Raw genomic sequence first — 15,273 nt, 5'->3', positions numbered from 1 at the left:
GACCTGCAGCACATGTCGTTTCAATATTGCGTCGTCGGTGGCGGCATCGTCGGGCTCGCCACCGCCTCCGAAATTCTCGCCCGCGATCCGGCCGCCCGCGTCCTGGTCATCGAAAAGGAGGCGGGCTTCGGCGAGCACCAGACCGGCCACAACAGCGGCGTCATCCATGCCGGCATCTACTACGCTCCCGGCTCGCTAAAGGCGAAGCTCTGCCGCGAGGGGGCCGAGGCCACGAAGGCTTTCGCGCGCGCCAACAACATTCCGTTCGAGGTGTGCGGCAAGCTGCTTGTCGCCACCAGCCCGCTCGAGATGGAGCGCATGGAGGCGCTGAAGGGCCGCGCCACCGAGAACGGCATCGGCTTCGAGGAGATCGATGCGGCGCGACTGCGCGCCATCGAACCGAACGTCGCCGGCCTGGGCGCTCTGCTCGTGCCCTCGACCGGCATCGTCAACTACAGGCTGATCTGCGACGCCCTGGCCGAGGGTCTCAAGGCGAACGGCGCGAAGCTGATGACCGGCACCCGCGTCACGGGCATCGTGGAGGACGATACCGGCGTGACGGTGACCACCGACCGCGGCGAGGCGGTCCGTGCCGAGCGGCTCGTCGCCTGCGCGGGCCTGCAATCGGACCGCCTGGCAAAGCTGGCTGGGCTTCGCCCCACTCACCAGATCGTGCCGTTTCGTGGTGAGTACTACACCTTGCCGGAGGCGAAATCGAAGATCGTCAGGCACCTGATCTACCCGATCCCCGATCCGGATCTGCCGTTCCTCGGCATTCACCTGACGCGCATGATCGACGGGCGCGTGACGGTCGGGCCCAATGCCGTACTGGGCTTCCATCGCGAGGGTTATCCAAAAGGCAGCATCGACTTCGGCGACGTCGCCCAGATGCTGGCCTTCGGCGGCTTCTGGAAGATGGCCCGCAGGAATCTCAGGTCCGGCATGGACGAGTTCCGCAACTCGATATCCCGCAGCGGCTACCTGGAGCAGTGCCGCAAATACTGTCCCTCGCTCGAGCTTTCGGATCTCGGCCAGCCGGGCGCCGGCATCCGCGCGCAGGCGGTACTCGCCGACGGCACGCTGGTGCACGATTTCCTCTTCCTCGACAGCCCGCGCCAGCTGCATGTCTGCAACGCGCCGTCGCCCGCCGCGACGTCCGCCATGCCGATCGCCAGGATGATCGTCGACCGGATCGAGGGGCAGTCACAATGACCAGGCAGGCTGCAACGCCTTGACGGGCGGTCTTTAGCATGCACCTGCCCACGCTTCTCACGCGGACCGCAGCTGGCGGCAAAAATGCGGATTTCCGGGAATTGTTAAAGCCTTGCGCGCGGGTCCTTGCGAGCCAGCCGCTCCAGCAGGTAGTCGACCTCGGACCGTCCGACCGGCGTCAGCGACGAGCGCGGGCTGCGCTGCACGTCCGAGGCGATGGCGCCGCGCCGCATCAACACGTATTTGCGCACGGCTAGGCCGACCCCCGGTTGCTGCTCGAAACGGATCAGCGGCAGGTGGGCGTCGAAGAGATCGTGCGCCGCGTCGCGCTCGCCCGCGCTGTGCAGCCGGTCGAGTTCGACGAGCATGTCGGGGAAGGCGTAGCCCGTCATCGCGCCGTCCGAGCCGCGTTCCGGCTCGAAGTCGAGGAACAGCCCGCCATTGGCGGTCAGGATCGAGAATTTGCGCAGCTCGCCCGCGGTTTGCAGCCTGCGGAGGGCCGAAATCTTCTCGAGTCCTGGCCAGTCCTCCGCCTTCAGCATGACGCAGGAGGGGTGTTCCTTCATGATGCGCGCGATCATCGGCACCGACAGGATCACCGACAGCGTCAGCGGATAGTCCTGCAATGCCCAGGGCACGTCCGGCCCGATCGCCTCGACGGCGTGCTGGAAATAGGTGGCGATCTGCTCGTCGCTGCGCAGGTGCGAGGCAGGCGCCAGCATTACGCCGGCCGCGCCAGCCTCCATCGCCTCGCACGCCAGCCTGCGCATGGCCGCGAAGCTCGGATTGGATGCGCCGACTACCACAGGGACGCGCGAGCGCGCGATCACCCGCCTGGCGATCGCCAGCGATTCCTCGGGCTCCAGCTTCTGGGCTTCGCCGAGGATGCCGAGGATCGTCATGCCGGTGGCGCCGGCCTCCTGGTAGAATTCCGTCAGCCGGTCGACGGAACCGTAGTCGACGGACATATCCGCATTGAACGGCGTCGCCGCGATCGGGTAGACGCCCTTGGAATCGACCCCGAAACTCATGTCTTCCTTGCGAAGGCGGCGTAACGCGCCTTCGTCTCTTCGTTCATCGGATAGAGGCCGGGCAGCGGCACGCCGCGGTCGACCTCGGTCATGATCCACGCTTCCATGGCCTCCTGCTCCGGCGCTTCGGCCAGCACCTGATCCAGAAATGCCGCGGGAATCAACACCGCGCCGTCATCGTCCACCACGACGATGTCGTTCGGGAAGACCGCCACGCCGCCGCATGCGATCGGCTCCTGCCAGCCGACGAAGGTGAGACCGGCCACCGAAGGCGGCGCGGACACGCCGTCGCACCATACGTTGAGGCCGGTGCCGAGCACGCCCGCGGCGTCGCGCATCACGCCGTCGGTGACCAGTGCGGCGACATTGCGCTTGACCATGCGCGCGCAAAGGATATCGCCGAAGATGCCGGCGTCGAGCACGCCCATGGCGTCGGCCACCGCCACGCAACCTTCGGGCATCGCCTCGATCGCCGCACGGGTGGAGATGGGCGAGGCCCAGCTTGCCGGGGTGGCGAGGTCCTCGCGCGCCGGCACGAAGCGCAGCGTGAAGGCCGGCCCGACCACGCGGGGCTGGCCCGGGCGGATCGGCTTGGTGCCGCGCATCCACACATTGCGCAGGCCCTTCTTCAGAAGGACCGTGGTGAGCGTCGCGGTGGAGACGCCTTGCAGCGTCTTCACGGCGTTCGGGTCGAGGGCCATGGGAATCTCCTTAGATACTGGGGATCAGGCCGCCGTCGACGCGGATGACGGAGCCTGTGATGTAGGAAGCGCGCGGGCTCGCCAGGAAGGTGACCGTGTCGCCATATTCCTGCGGCCGGCCATAGCGCCCGACCGGAATGGAGGCCGTGCTCTGACTGGTGACCTCTTCCACCGGGCGCCCCTCGCGCTTGGCTTTCTGCTCATCGAGGAAGGTGATCCGCCCCGTGGCGATGCGCCCCGGCAGCACGATGTTGGCGGTGATGCCGTCGCGGCCGACTTCGGCGGCAAGCGTCTTCGACCAGCCGACCAGCGCCATCCTGAGCGTGTTCGACATACCGAGATTGGGGATCGGCGCGACCACGCCGGACGACGTCGAGGTGATGATGCGGCCCCATTTGCGTTGACGCATGCCGGGGAGCACCGCGTCGGTAACGGCGATCACCGAACGAACCATGCTGTCGAAGAATTTCGACCAGTTCTCCGAGGACTGGCCGGCCGCCGGCGTCGGCGGCGGGCCGCCCGTGTTGTTCACCAGGATGTCGATTGGGCCGAAGGCCTTCTCGATCGAGGCGAGGCGGGCCTCGATCACCGACAGGTCGCCGATGTCCCAGCCGAACGCCAGCGCCTCGCCGTCCGCGTCCTTGACGGCCGCGGCAGTCGCTGCCGCGGCCGCTTCGTCGATGTCGGCGACGGCCACGCGCACGCCTTCGCCGGCCAGCGAGCGCGCGATCGCCCCGCCCAGTCCGCCACCGGCGCCGAAGACCAGCGCGACCTTGCCCTTCAATTCGAGATCCACGGAAAAATCCTCCAGTTCAGGAACGGATTATCGTCAACGGCGTACAGAAGAAAACATGGCTGGTCGTATAATTTAATGATAGTTTTTCTATCGATGGAATCGCGCTTTCTCGAAACCTTCCTGCTGGTGGCGGAACTCGGCTCGCTCGCCGAGGCGGCCCGCCGCCTGGCGATCACGCCGGCTGCCGTGGCGCAGCGCATGCAGGCCCTGGAGGACGAATTCGGCAAGCCGCTGCTGGTGCGCGCCGGGCGCGTGGTGCAGCCGACCGATGCCGGCCATGCCATCCTGGAACAGAGCCGCAGGATACTCAGGGACATCCGCGACCTGAAGAGCCTCGCGCACACCGACGCGCCGTCCGGCGAGATGAGGCTCGGCGCCGTGTCGACGGCATTGACCGGCATCCTGGCGCCCGCCCTGCGCAACCTCGTCGACACCGTTCCCTCGATCGAGGTCTTCGTTCTTCCGGGCACCTCCACCGATCTCTACCAGGCCCTCGGCGACGGGAGCATCGATGCGGCCATCCTGGTGCGGCCGCCCTTTCCGATCCCCAAGTCGCTGCATTGGAGCGTGCTTCGGACCGAGCCCATGATCCTCTTGGCGCCGAGCGCCCTCGCCGCCGACGATCCGCGGCATCTGCTGACGACGCGGCCCTTCATCCGCTACGACCGCAACAATTGGGGTGGGCGGCTCGCCGACGAGTGGCTGCGCCGGCAGAGACTCCGCCCCCGGGAGTGGCTGGAGCTGGATTCGCTGGAAGCCATATCGGTGATGGTCAGCAACGGCCTCGGCGTCTCCATCCTGCCCGACTGGGCGCCGCCTTGGCCGGAGGGGCTGTCGGTGGCGCGCCTGCCGCTGCCCGGCCCGCCGATGGTGCGCGAGATCGGCATGCTGTGGCCGCGCAGCGCTCCGGCCGGCCGGCTGGTGCGTGTCCTTCTCGACGCCCTGGAGGCGGTCTCGACGGAGCGAGCGCATCGATGACGCCTGATCTGCTTGGCCGCGTTCAAGCCCGTCGCTGCGCTGGTCTGTCCAGGCGGGCCGGATGGCGTCGCCAATGACCGAACCGAAGCCGCCGCCGGACACCAACGCCGCCGCCCTGGCGCGGGTCAATCTCAAGCTGCTGCAGACCTTCATGCTGGTCGCCGAGAACGGCAGCTTCAAGGCCGCCGCCGACAGGGCCCGTCGGTCGCAATCCGCCATCAGCATGCAGATAAAGCAGCTCGAGGACCAGCTCGGCGCCAGGCTGTTCAACCGCACCACGCGCGACGTCAAGCTCACGCCCGAAGGGAGCAAATTGTTCGCCAGCACGCAGCGCGGTCTGCAGGAGGTCGGCATCGGGCTGCGCAACGTTCAGGAGGCGCTGGCCATCCGGCGCGGCCAGGTCGCACTCGCCTGCGCGCCCACCATCGCCTCGACCCACCTGCCGCGCATCCTGGCCGAGTTCGAGCGCGACTATCCGGGGATCAAGATGCTCTTGTCGGAGCTGAAGTCCGCCGACCTCTATCAGGCGATCGGGACCGATGCCGTCGACTTCGGCATAGGCCCGATCTCCGGCAATCCGGATCTCGATTTCGAGCCGCTGCTCGACGATCCGCTGCACGCGCTGATCCCGACGCGGATGTGTCCGCACAACCGCCGCAGCATCACGCTGGCGGACCTGTCGGCCCTGCCGTTGCTGCACTTCCATACCACCACCCTGACGGGCGCGATGCTCGAGAGCGAGGCGGCCGCACGCGGTATCGTGCTGAACGTGCGCTACCGCTGCATCCAGGCGGAGACGCTGGTCGCCATGGCAGAGGCCGGCATCGGCGCGGCGATCCTCACGCAGTCGGTCGTCCGTTTCGCCCAGCCGAACCATTCGCGCGTCTACCGCATCGTCGAGCCCGAGCTCGTCCACCGCTACGGCATCGTGCGCAAGCGCGGCAAGGAGCTCTCGCCGGCCGCCGAACGGCTCGCGCAATTGATCCGGACATCGCTGCGCCAGGTCTGAGCGCCATGCGGCGGAGAGGAGCGACTTCAGATTTTCAGAATAATCGATCGGATTTTTGAATTTTTCCTGACGCTCGGCTCCCACTAGGAATCCTGCCTGGAACGTCGGGAAGGGAGAAGGCCGTGCTGCAGGATGTCTATGTCCAACAGGACAACACCGTCGTGGAGGCCAGGACAAGGATCGCGCGCATCCGGGCGCACAAGCTCGCCAACATCCCGATCACGCCGCCGCCCTACCGGGACAAGCCGAACAAGGAAGGCGCGCTGCTGCTCGAGATCGAGACCAATGACGGCATCGTCGGCTGGGCGACCAGCGGCTACACCCACCACGTCGCCATCGACCTGATCAACAAATACATCGCGCCGAAGATCATCGGGGAGAGCCCGATGCGCACCGAACGCATCCCCCTGCTGTTCGATCGCGCCAGCTTCGAGCGGCCGCTGGGCAGGACGCTGATCTCGGCGCTGGCCATGATCGACATCGCGCTATGGGACATCAAGGGCAAGATGCTCGGCCTGCCCGTGCATCACCTGCTCGGCGGCGCGCGCGACAAGGTGCCGGTCTACGTCACCCACGGCGCGGCCTACGACAACGCTCCTGTCTATTCGCCGGAGGAATTGGCGGCCGAGGCGGCGCACCTCGTCAAGCTCGGCAACAACCATCTGAAGAACACTGTCGGCCGTCAGCCGATCCCCGACCCGAAGGACGACTACATGCGCATGAAGGCGATGCGCGAGGCGGTCGGTCCGGACGTCAAGCTCGCCATGGACGGCAATCTGCGCATGAACCTGGCGCAGGCCGTGGAGCTGTGCAAGCGCTGCGAGGAGCTCGACATCAGCTTCGTCGAGGAGCCGCTCTACTACAACGACCCGAGACTCCTGCGCGAGCTGCGCTCGAAGACGATCATCCCGGTGGCCGCTGCGGAAAACGAGAAGTTCTCCGCGCGCGACCTGATCCTGGCCGACGCGGTCGATTACATACAGCCCAACGTCAACAATGACGGCGGCTACTCGGCGGCCATCCGCACCGCCGCCCTTGCCAAGCTGTTCCACATCCCGCTCTCGCATGGCAACGGCAACGGCCCGCACAACATCGCGCTGCATGCCGGCCTGTCGAACGGCGGATTGGTCGAATATCATTTCCACAAATGGATGGCCTACAACGCGATCTTCAAGAGCGTCCTGCAGCCCGAGAACGGATACCTGACCGTGTCGCAGGAACCGGGGCTGGGGCTCGAGCCGAAGGATGGCCTGATCGAGGAGTTCTCGGTGCAGATATAAGGCGCCGCGGCAGCCCTCCGTGAGTGCGTCGTTCTTGCCGGGCTGGTCATATGGGCTGGCGTAACGGATGCATCTCGCGACGAACGCTTGGCTGCGGTGCGCGAAAGCTATTGCCGGCACGAGCCTGTGAATGCCTTCGCGCGCCGTGTCCTCGGCTAATACAAATCGACCACAATCGTTCGCGCTGAACCGGCGATGAGCAGCTGGTTCGCGTTGCCCGCCGCCTGTTTCGCAGGCCTATCGGCCTGCGCCGGCGGGGCCGACATCGTCGTCCGGCGTGCTGCATGGCCGAGACAAGCGCCCATATGACGAGACAAGCGCCCATATGAATTGAAGCTGCCGGCTGGATCGTCGCCGGCACGACTTCGGCGTTCTGTTCCCACAGACGCGGCACTCCCCAGGCAGAGCTCTGGAAATTTGCGCTTGAAATCGATTTCATTTTGCCCTTACAATCGATTTCATCAATTGAAGCCAGGGAGGGCTCCGTGAAAAATCTGAAATTGCTCGCGCTTGCGGGCGTCGCTGCCATTGCCGTTTCCGTCTCGTCCGCAAATGCGGACGACTTCAAGATCGGTCTTTCCAACGGCTGGGTCGGCTCCGAATGGCGCACCCAGATGATCGAGGAAGCTCAGGCCGCCGCCGCCGCGTGGAAGGAAAAGGGCCACAACGTCGAAGTCGTGGTGCAGAGCGCCAATGTCGACGTGCCCGGCCAGATCGCCCATGTCCGCAACTTCATCAATGAAGGCGTGGACGCCATCATCATCAACCCGAACAGCCCCACGGCGTTCGACCCTGTCTTCGCGCAGGCGAAGGAGGCGGGCATCCTCGTGATCTCCACCGACGCCGAGGTCTCCTCGCCCGACGCGACCTATGTCGGCATCGACCAGACCGCCTGGGGCGCCGCCGGCGCCGAATGGCTGGCCAAGACCCTCGACGGCAAGGGCAACGTCGTCGCCATCAACGGCGTCGCGGGCCACCCGGCCAACGAGATGCGCGTCGCCGGCTACCGCTCGGTGTTCGAGAAGTATCCGGACATCAAGATAGTCAACGAGGTGAACGCCAACTGGGATCAGGCGCAGGGCCAGCAGGCCATGCAGAACATCCTCGCCACCAATCCCGACATCAGCGGCGTGTGGGTGCAGGACGGCATGGCCGCTGGCGCCTGGAAGTCGATCACGGATGCCGGCAAGAAGGATCAGATCGCCGCCACCGGCGAGATTCGCAAGGACTTCATCGACCTGTGGACGGCCGAGAAGCTGAACTCCGGCGCCTCGGTGAACCCGCCCGGCGTCATGGCTTCCGCGCTTAACGTCGCGGTGCTGATGCTCCAGGGCAAGGAGCTGAAGCAGCCAGCGACGGCCGGCCAGTACAAGAACGCCATGTACCTGCCGATCCCGTTCATCGACTCGTCCAACCTGACGGAAGCCGCGGCGCAGCTCGACGGCAAGCCGGGCCACTATTCCTACACCAGCACGCTTTCGATCGAAGACGCCGAGGCGCTCTTCAAATAGGCTGTTCCTCCCCGGACCGGAGGCGGGAACCCGTTCTCGCTTCCGGTCGCCGGCTGGGATGTTTCAGATGTCAAAGCTCAAGATCAGTGGCGCCAGCAAGGCTTACGGCGCGACGATGGCGCTCAGCCGTGGCGACCTCGAACTGGAAGCCGGCGAGGTCCATGTGCTCATCGGCTCGAACGGTTCGGGCAAGAGCACGCTGTGCAAGATAGTTGCCGGCTCGGTGAAGCCCGACAGCGGCGGTGTGGTGCTCGACGGCAAGGCAGTCACGATCGAGGGCCCGCGCGCCGCCAGGGCCCTCGGCATCGGCATCTTCTACCAGGAGCTCAGCCTCGCCGCCCGCCGCACCGTCGAGGAAAACATCTGCCTGCCCGACCTGCCGATGAACGGGCCGTTCGTGGATCGCAAGGCGCTATCTGATCGGGCCGGACGCTACATCGCCCTGTTCGAGGGCGTGACCGGCGAGGGTTTTGCCCCTGATGCGAGAGTGGACGCGCTGCGCGCCGACCAGCGCCAGCTCGTCGAGATCATGAAGGCGCTGGCCACGGAAGCTCCGATCCTCATCTTCGACGAGCCCACTTCCGCGCTCGACCGCGCCCAGGTCGACCGCTTCTTCGAGATATTGCGCCGACTCAAGACCGAGGGCCGGGCTATGGTCTTCATCTCCCACCGCATGGACGAGATCTTCGCCATCGGCGACCGCGTGACCGTGCTGCGTGATGGTCGCACGGTCGGCACCTCACGTATCGCCGACACCGACCCGCGGGAAGTCGTGCGCATGATGGTCGGCGAGGAGCCGTCCCTTGCCGCCGCGGCGCCGCATGCGTCGGTGGCGGAGGCGACGCGCCCGCTCGCGCTTTCCGTTTCGGCGCTGGCGGGCCCGGGCTTCACCGATGTCGCCTTCGAGGTGCGCCAGGGCGAGATCCTGGGGCTGGGCGGCCTGCATGGCCAGGGCCAGTCGGCGGTGCTGCGCGCCCTGTTCGGCGCGGCACCGGTGACGGCCGGGAGCGTCACGCTCGACGGCGCGGCGTATCGGCCTGCCGGTCCGCGCGCCGCCATCCGGGCCGGCCTCGCCTATGTCTCGGGCGACCGCGGCCGCGACGGCGTCATCCATGGCCGGACGATCCTCGAGAACCTGACGCCGATCCATTTCCTGCGCAACGGCCTCAAGCTCGCCAGTCCTTCCGCGCTGCGGGCGAAGGCCACCCCTGCGGTGGATGCGCTGAAGACTAAGTTCGCGGGTTTTTCCCACCCGATCGGTTCGCTCTCGGGCGGCAACCAGCAGAAGATCGTGATCGCCCGCTGGCTGATCGACCGGCCGGGCGTGCTGTTGCTCGACGATCCGACCAAGGGCATCGATCTCTCGGCCAAGGCCGACCTCTTCGCGCTCGTGCGCAAGCTCGCGGCCGAAGGCATGGCGATCGTGCTCTATTCCTCGGAGGATGCGGAGCTGCTCGCCAATTCCGATCGCATCCTCGTCTTCAATGGCGGGCGCATCAGGCGCTCGCTGCAGGGCGCCGAACGGACCCGGTTCAACCTCTACGAAGCCGCCTACGAGGCCGCCTGATGGGAATGGCCTGATGGTAGACGCAGTCGCAAAGCCGCCGCGCGAGCCAGGTTCGGTCAAGCGCTTCATCGAGCGCTATCCGTTCCTGCCGGCGCTCGCCATCATGCTGCTGCTGCTGGCGCTCAACGGCATATGGCAGCCGCGCAGCGTCAGCCTGGTCGGCATCACCGGGCTGGTGAAGACGTACATGGCGCTGATGCTGCTTGCCGTGGCGCAGACCTATGTCGTCTGTGCCGGCGACATCGACCTGTCGGCCGGCGCCATCGTCTCGCTGGTGAACGTGGTGATCGTGGCCGCGATGGCGGCGATGGGCGACAGCGGGTTTTCCGTCGTCGCGGCGATGGCGATCGGACTGGGCGTCGGCCTCGCCTGCGGCCTCGTCAACGGCATCATGGTCGCCACGTTCCGATTGCAGGCGATCGTCGCGACCTTCGCCACCTCCATCTTCTTCACCGGACTGGCGCTCTGGATCATGCCGGTTGCAGGCACGCCCGCTCCCGCCACCTTCTGGCGCACCTATGGCGGGCGTATCCTGGAGATCCCGTTCGTCTTCTGGGCTGCCGTCATTCTCGCACTGATCCTCTATCTGCTCGCCCGCACGCGGCTCGCTCTCCAGCTGCTCGCGGTCGGCGACGACGCGCAAGGCGCTTACCAGAGCGGCCTGCCGGTCACGGCGATCCGCATGCGCGGCTACGCGCTTTGCGGCCTGTTCGCCGCGCTCGCCGCATTCTGCGTGACCGGCGACACGGCAAGCGGCGATCCGCTGGTCGGCGGCAAGATGACCCTGTTCTCGGTGGCGGCCGTCGTGCTCGGCGGCTCGGCGCTCGCCGGCGGCTACGGCACCGTCGTCGGCTCGGTATTCGGTGCGCTGATCATCGGCCTCATCAACTCGCTGGTCTATTTCGTCGGCACCCCCTCCGAGTGGCAGAACCTTGTCCAGGGCCTCGCCATCCTCGTTGCGTTGATGGCCGGCATACTGGTCGGGCGGAGGGCGCGCTCATGAGCCGGCTTCTCGACCTCGCCAGGCAACCGCTGCTGGTCGCGCTGGCGCTGATCGTCGTTCTCCTGATCGTCGGCGAATTGCTGTCTCCCGGCTTTGCCTCGCCGACGCAGATCATGCGCCTGCTGATCGTGGCCGCCCTTCTGGGCATCGTCGCCGCCGGCCAGAATCTCGTCATCCTCGGCGGCCGCGAGGGCATCGACCTCTCGGTCGGCGGCGTCGTGTCGTTGTCGGCCATCATCGCCGGCAATCTGATGAACGGGCAGGATGCCGGCATTCCGCTCGCCATCCTCGGCTGCATCGCCACCGGGGCGCTGTTCGGCCTCGCCAACGGCCTCGGCGTGACGCTGCTGCGCATACCGCCGCTGGTGATGACGCTCGGCATGCTCGGCGTGCTCCAGGGCCTGCTCGTCGTCATCCGCCAGGGCATCCCCTCCGGCCGCGCCGCGCCCGGCCTGTCGCAGTTCGTCACTCAGCCGTTCCTGTTCGGCCTGCCGGGGATCATCTGGCTGTGGGTGGCGATCGGCCTGCTGCTCGCTTTCCTGCTGTCGCGCACCGTCTATGGCTACCGCGTCTACGCGATCGGCTCCAACGAGCAGGCCGCCCGCATGGCCGGCGTGCCGGTGGCCGCGATGCGCGTATCGCTCTTCGTTCTCTCGGGCGTCTTCGCGGCAATCGCCGGCATCTGCCTGCTCGGCTATTCCGGCTCGTCCTTCGCCAATGTCGGCGAGCAGTACATGCTGCCGTCAATCATCGCCGTGGTGTTCGGCGGCACCTCGCTTGCCGGCGGCAAGGGCGGCTACACCGGCACCATGGCCGGAGCGATGATGCTGACCGTGCTGCAGGGCATCCTGACCACCGTCAACATCGACGAATCCGGCCGTCAGATGATCTTCGGGGCGACCCTGCTGCTGCTGATGCTGTTCTATGGCCGCGGCCGGGCGATGCGGGCATGAACGAGCGCCCAAGAATCAAGGATATCGCCCAGCGGCTCGGCGTCTCGCCGGCGACCGTGTCGCGCGCGCTCACCGGCACCGGGCTGGTCGCCGAGCCGACTCTGTCGCGCATCCGCGAGGCGGCGCGCGCCATGAACTACCGGCCCAATGTCAGCGCGCGCAATCTGCGCACGCGCCGCTCGATGTCCGTGCTGATGGTGGTGCGCGACATCGGCAACCCGTTCTATCTGGAGGTGATGAAGGGGGTGGAGCAGGCGGCGCGCGAGGCCGGCTATTCGGTGCTGATGGGCAATACGGAGAGCAATCCCGAGCGCGAGACCGAATATTTCGACATGCTGCGCGACGGTCACGCCGACGGCATGATCCTGATGACCGGCAAGCTGCCGGCGGGACTGGAAGCCGCGGGCATCGCGATCGCGGATCTGCCGCTGGTGGTGGCGCTGGAGACCATCGAGGGATCGGGCCTGCCGCATGTCCGCATCGACAATCTCGCCGCTGCGCGCGAGGCGGTGCGGCATCTGGTCGGGCTCGGGCACCGGCGCATCGCCCACGTCACCGGCCCTCTGCCGGAAATCATGTCCCGGCTGCGCCGGGACGGCTGGCGCGCGGCGATGGACGATGCCGGCCTGGCCGTGCCGGAAGGTTACGAGCAGCGCGGCGACTATCTCCTGCGCAGCGGCCAGGCGCTTTGCGCGACCCTGTGCGACCTGCCCGAGCCGCCCACCGCGATTTTCTGCGCCAACGACGAAATGGCGTTCGGCGCCATCCACGAACTGCGCCGGCGCGGGCTGGACGTACCCGGCGACGTGTCGGTGGTCGGCTTCGACGACATCTACCTGAGCGCAGCGATTTTCCCGCCCTTGACCACGGTCAGCCAGCCGCGCGCCGAGATCGGCCGCGAAGCGATGTCGCTGCTGCTGCAGGTGATCGCCGGGGACGAGGTGGCGGACGGGCCGATCGTGCTGCCGACCACGCTCAAGATTCGCGGGACCACCGGTCCCGTCGGCAAGTCAGGATAAGGAGAGTTCCATGGTCGAGACGAGGGAGCGCTTGCGCGTCGGCTTCGTGGGGTCTGGCTTCATCGCGCATTTCCACTTGAAGTCGATGGTGGGCGTGCGCAATGTCGACGTGACCGGCGTCTACAGCCGCAGCGCCGAGAAGCGGCAGCGCTTCGCCGATGCGGTGACGGAACTCGGCCTCGGCCATTGCCGCACGCATGCGACGCTGGAGGCGCTGCTCGAGGCCGACGACGTCGACGCCATCTGGATCCTCTCGCCCAACGACACCCGGCTCGACGTGATGAAGGCGCTGCACGCGGCGAAGAAGGCCGGCAGGAGCAGGATCTTCGCCGTCGCCTGCGAGAAGCCGCTGGCACGCACGGTTGCCGAGGCGCGCGAGATGGTTCGCCTGGTCGAGGACGCCGGGCTCAACCACGGCTACCTGGAGAACCAGGTATTCTCGACGCCCGTGCTGCGCGGCAAGGAGATCGTCTGGCGGCGCGCCGCCTCCACCACCGGGCGTCCGTATCTCGCCCGCGCCGCGGAAGAGCATTCCGGCCCGCACGAACCGTGGTTCTGGCAGGGCGACAGGCAGGGCGGCGGCGTGCTCTCCGACATGATGTGCCATTCGGTCGAGGTGGCGCGTCACCTGCTGACCGCGCCGGGCGCCAAGCGCGGCTCGCTCAGGGTCAAGGCGGTCAACGGCACGGTGGCGAACCTGAAGTGGACGCGGCCGCATTACGCCGATCAGCTCAAGGCCCGCTTCGGTGCCGAGGTCGACTACCGCAATCGCCCCTCGGAGGATTTCGCCCGCGCCACGGTGGAGCTGGAGGACGAGGACGGCAATGACCTGATGATCGAGGCGACGACGTCCTGGGCCTATGTCGGCGCCGGCCTGCGCATCCAGCTCGAGTTGCTCGGGCCTGAATATGCCATGGAGTTCAATTCGCTCTCGACCGGCCTCAAGGTGTTCATGTCGCGCGCCGTCACCGGTTCGGAAGGCGAGGACCTGGTCGAGAAGCAGAACGCCGAGCAGGGCCTGATGCCGGTGCTTGAGGACGAGACCGGCGTCTACGGCTACACCGACGAGAACCGCCACATGGTCGAATGCTTCCGCAAGGGCGAGACACCGCTGGAAACGTTCCACGACGGGCTGGCGGTCGTCGAGATCCTGATGGGCCTCTACATGTCTTCGGAGCTGCAGCGCACCGTGCGGTTCCCCGAGCCCGGGCTGGAGACCTATGTCCCCGTCGTCGCCCGCCCGCGCTGAGGCGGCCGCGGTCCCGCCGATCCTTGTCCTTGGCAACGTCAATGTCGACCTCGTCCTGGGGCCTCTGGACGGCTGGCCGGCGATCGGCACCGAGATCGAGGTCGAGCGCGCGGAGATGCGGGCGGGCGGTTCGGCCGGCAACACGGCGCTGGCGCTGACCGGCCTGGGCGAGCCGCACCGGCTGGTCGCCTCGACAGGCGACGACCCGAACGGCGTCTGGCTGCGCGGCCGATTCGATGCCGCCAGCTGCGACTGGAGCGACGATCCGGGCATGACCACGACCACCGTGGGAATCGTGCACAAGGGCGGCGACCGCGCCTTCTTCACGACGCCCGGCCATCTGCAGCGCGCCACGCCCGAGGCGCTGCTGGCCCGCGTACCGGCGCCGCCGCGGCCGGGCGCCGTCGCCATCCTCTCCGGCAACCTGCTGATGCCCGCCATCCGCGACGCGACGACGCGGATTCTCGGCGAGTTGCGGGCGCGCGGCTGGGCCACCGCCATCGACCCGGGCTGGCCGACGCAAGGCTGGACGCCGTCTCTTCGGGCAATGTTCGGCGAATGGCTGCCGCTTGCCGATCACGTGCTGCTCAACGAGGATGAAGTGGCGGCCCTCGGCGAAGGCATGGGGTCCGGGGCGGTGGCGGCCCAGCTGCGCCCGGGCGGCATCCTGGTCGTCAAGCGCGGCGCGGCGGGCGCAAGCTGCGTGGTTGACGGCGCGGAGAGCATTGTAAGCGCGCCCGTGGTCGATGTCGTCGATACCGTGGGGGCCGGCGACAGCTTCAATGCGGCCTATCTGGCGGCGATCGTCGCCGGGGCAACGCCCGATTCGGCCATCGCCCGCGGGGTGGAAGTGGCGTCGCACGCGATCTCGACGTTTCCCCGGAGCTACGGCAAGGCCGGCCGCTTCGTCGCGCAACAATAGGGTACTATCCACACCCTTCGAAGACCGGCCGGCCTGGATGGG

Annotated in this window: 14 protein-coding genes; 11 read left to right on the top strand and 3 right to left on the bottom strand. The window is 67.2% G+C overall.

Annotation, left to right across the window (positions count from 1 at the left end):
- Positions 1-12 precede the first annotated feature (12 nt).
- A complete protein-coding gene (gene lhgO / locus AC5JDC_RS09920; protein ID WP_495841219.1) occupies positions 13-1,212 on the top strand; it encodes an L-2-hydroxyglutarate oxidase in 1,200 nt (399 codons plus the stop codon).
- A 104-nt stretch (positions 1,213-1,316) separates the two neighbouring features.
- Here lhgO and AC5JDC_RS09915 read toward each other — a convergent pair whose 3' ends face one another.
- From AC5JDC_RS09915 to AC5JDC_RS09905, 3 genes are read right to left on the bottom strand one after another with little or no spacing between them, the layout of a single operon-like run.
- Positions 1,317-2,243 carry a dihydrodipicolinate synthase family protein gene (locus AC5JDC_RS09915; RefSeq protein WP_495841218.1) on the bottom strand — a complete coding sequence of 309 codons (927 nt, stop codon included), beginning with the start codon at positions 2,241-2,243 and terminating at the stop codon, positions 1,317-1,319.
- Positions 2,240-2,944, bottom strand: coding sequence for a ribonuclease activity regulator RraA (locus tag AC5JDC_RS09910; protein ID WP_495841217.1), 705 nt, complete (start codon positions 2,942-2,944; stop codon positions 2,240-2,242). The genes AC5JDC_RS09915 and AC5JDC_RS09910 overlap by 4 nt, the downstream gene beginning before the upstream one ends.
- 10 nt (positions 2,945-2,954) lie before the next feature.
- Positions 2,955-3,740 (bottom strand): SDR family oxidoreductase, encoded by a 786-nt coding sequence (locus AC5JDC_RS09905; protein ID WP_495841216.1) that lies wholly within the window; start codon positions 3,738-3,740, stop codon positions 2,955-2,957.
- A gap of 93 nt (positions 3,741-3,833) precedes the next feature.
- On the opposite strand from AC5JDC_RS09905, the gene AC5JDC_RS09900 reads away from it, so the two are divergent.
- The 10 genes from AC5JDC_RS09900 (at position 3,834) to AC5JDC_RS09855 (ending at position 15,231) form a co-directional block, all read left to right on the top strand.
- Positions 3,834-4,718, top strand: a complete 885-nt coding sequence (locus tag AC5JDC_RS09900; RefSeq protein WP_495841215.1) for a LysR family transcriptional regulator — start codon at positions 3,834-3,836, stop codon at positions 4,716-4,718.
- 73 nt (positions 4,719-4,791) lie between these two features.
- On the top strand, positions 4,792-5,727 hold the full coding sequence (locus tag AC5JDC_RS09895) for a LysR family transcriptional regulator (protein WP_495841214.1): 936 nt from the start codon (positions 4,792-4,794) through the stop codon (positions 5,725-5,727).
- A 122-nt stretch (positions 5,728-5,849) separates the two neighbouring features.
- Entirely contained in the window at positions 5,850-7,007 is a 1,158-nt protein-coding gene (locus tag AC5JDC_RS09890) for a mandelate racemase/muconate lactonizing enzyme family protein (protein ID WP_495841213.1), read from the top strand.
- Positions 7,008-7,492: 485 nt separating this feature from the next.
- Entirely contained in the window at positions 7,493-8,518 is a 1,026-nt protein-coding gene (locus tag AC5JDC_RS09885) for an ABC transporter substrate-binding protein (protein WP_495841212.1), read from the top strand.
- 67 nt (positions 8,519-8,585) lie between these two features.
- Positions 8,586-10,085, top strand: coding sequence for a sugar ABC transporter ATP-binding protein (locus tag AC5JDC_RS09880; protein ID WP_495841211.1), 1,500 nt, complete (start codon positions 8,586-8,588; stop codon positions 10,083-10,085).
- Between the two features lie 13 nt (positions 10,086-10,098).
- Entirely contained in the window at positions 10,099-11,088 is a 990-nt protein-coding gene (locus tag AC5JDC_RS09875; RefSeq protein ID WP_495841210.1) for an ABC transporter permease, read from the top strand.
- Positions 11,085-12,041, top strand: a complete 957-nt coding sequence (locus tag AC5JDC_RS09870) for an ABC transporter permease (protein ID WP_106773246.1) — start codon at positions 11,085-11,087, stop codon at positions 12,039-12,041. The genes AC5JDC_RS09875 and AC5JDC_RS09870 overlap by 4 nt, the downstream gene beginning before the upstream one ends.
- Positions 12,038-13,060 (top strand): LacI family DNA-binding transcriptional regulator, encoded by a 1,023-nt coding sequence (locus AC5JDC_RS09865; protein ID WP_495841209.1) that lies wholly within the window; start codon positions 12,038-12,040, stop codon positions 13,058-13,060. Before AC5JDC_RS09870 ends, AC5JDC_RS09865 begins: the two co-directional genes overlap by 4 nt.
- 10 nt (positions 13,061-13,070) lie before the next feature.
- A complete protein-coding gene (locus AC5JDC_RS09860; RefSeq protein WP_495841208.1) occupies positions 13,071-14,309 on the top strand; it encodes a Gfo/Idh/MocA family protein in 1,239 nt (412 codons plus the stop codon).
- Complete coding sequence (locus tag AC5JDC_RS09855) at positions 14,281-15,231, top strand: carbohydrate kinase family protein (RefSeq protein ID WP_495841207.1); 951 nt, start codon at positions 14,281-14,283, stop codon at positions 15,229-15,231. The genes AC5JDC_RS09860 and AC5JDC_RS09855 overlap by 29 nt, the downstream gene beginning before the upstream one ends.
- Positions 15,232-15,273: the final 42 nt, after the last annotated feature.

Source organism: Kumtagia sp. (assembly GCF_059502445.1).
The sequence above is the reverse complement of the archived record's forward strand: the minus strand, read 5'-3'. Positions and strand labels throughout refer to the sequence as shown.

Bases quoted from the DNA above. Each gene is read 5' to 3' on its own strand.
- AC5JDC_RS09865 (WP_495841209.1), top strand. From the start codon at position 12,038: ATGAACGAGCGCCCAAGAATCAAGGATATCGCCCAGCGGCTCGGCGTC.
- AC5JDC_RS09900 (WP_495841215.1), top strand. From the start codon at position 3,834: ATGGAATCGCGCTTTCTCGAAACCTTCCTGCTGGTGGCGGAACTCGGC.
- AC5JDC_RS09915 (WP_495841218.1), bottom strand. From the start codon at position 2,243: ATGAGTTTCGGGGTCGATTCCAAGGGCGTCTACCCGATCGCGGCGACG.
- AC5JDC_RS09870 (WP_106773246.1), top strand. From the start codon at position 11,085: ATGAGCCGGCTTCTCGACCTCGCCAGGCAACCGCTGCTGGTCGCGCTG.
- AC5JDC_RS09910 (WP_495841217.1), bottom strand. From the start codon at position 2,944: ATGGCCCTCGACCCGAACGCCGTGAAGACGCTGCAAGGCGTCTCCACC.
- AC5JDC_RS09895 (WP_495841214.1), top strand. From the start codon at position 4,792: ATGACCGAACCGAAGCCGCCGCCGGACACCAACGCCGCCGCCCTGGCG.
- AC5JDC_RS09875 (WP_495841210.1), top strand. From the start codon at position 10,099: ATGGTAGACGCAGTCGCAAAGCCGCCGCGCGAGCCAGGTTCGGTCAAG.
- lhgO (WP_495841219.1), top strand. From the start codon at position 13: ATGTCGTTTCAATATTGCGTCGTCGGTGGCGGCATCGTCGGGCTCGCC.
- AC5JDC_RS09880 (WP_495841211.1), top strand. From the start codon at position 8,586: ATGTCAAAGCTCAAGATCAGTGGCGCCAGCAAGGCTTACGGCGCGACG.
- AC5JDC_RS09860 (WP_495841208.1), top strand. From the start codon at position 13,071: ATGGTCGAGACGAGGGAGCGCTTGCGCGTCGGCTTCGTGGGGTCTGGC.
- AC5JDC_RS09855 (WP_495841207.1), top strand. From the start codon at position 14,281: ATGTCCCCGTCGTCGCCCGCCCGCGCTGAGGCGGCCGCGGTCCCGCCG.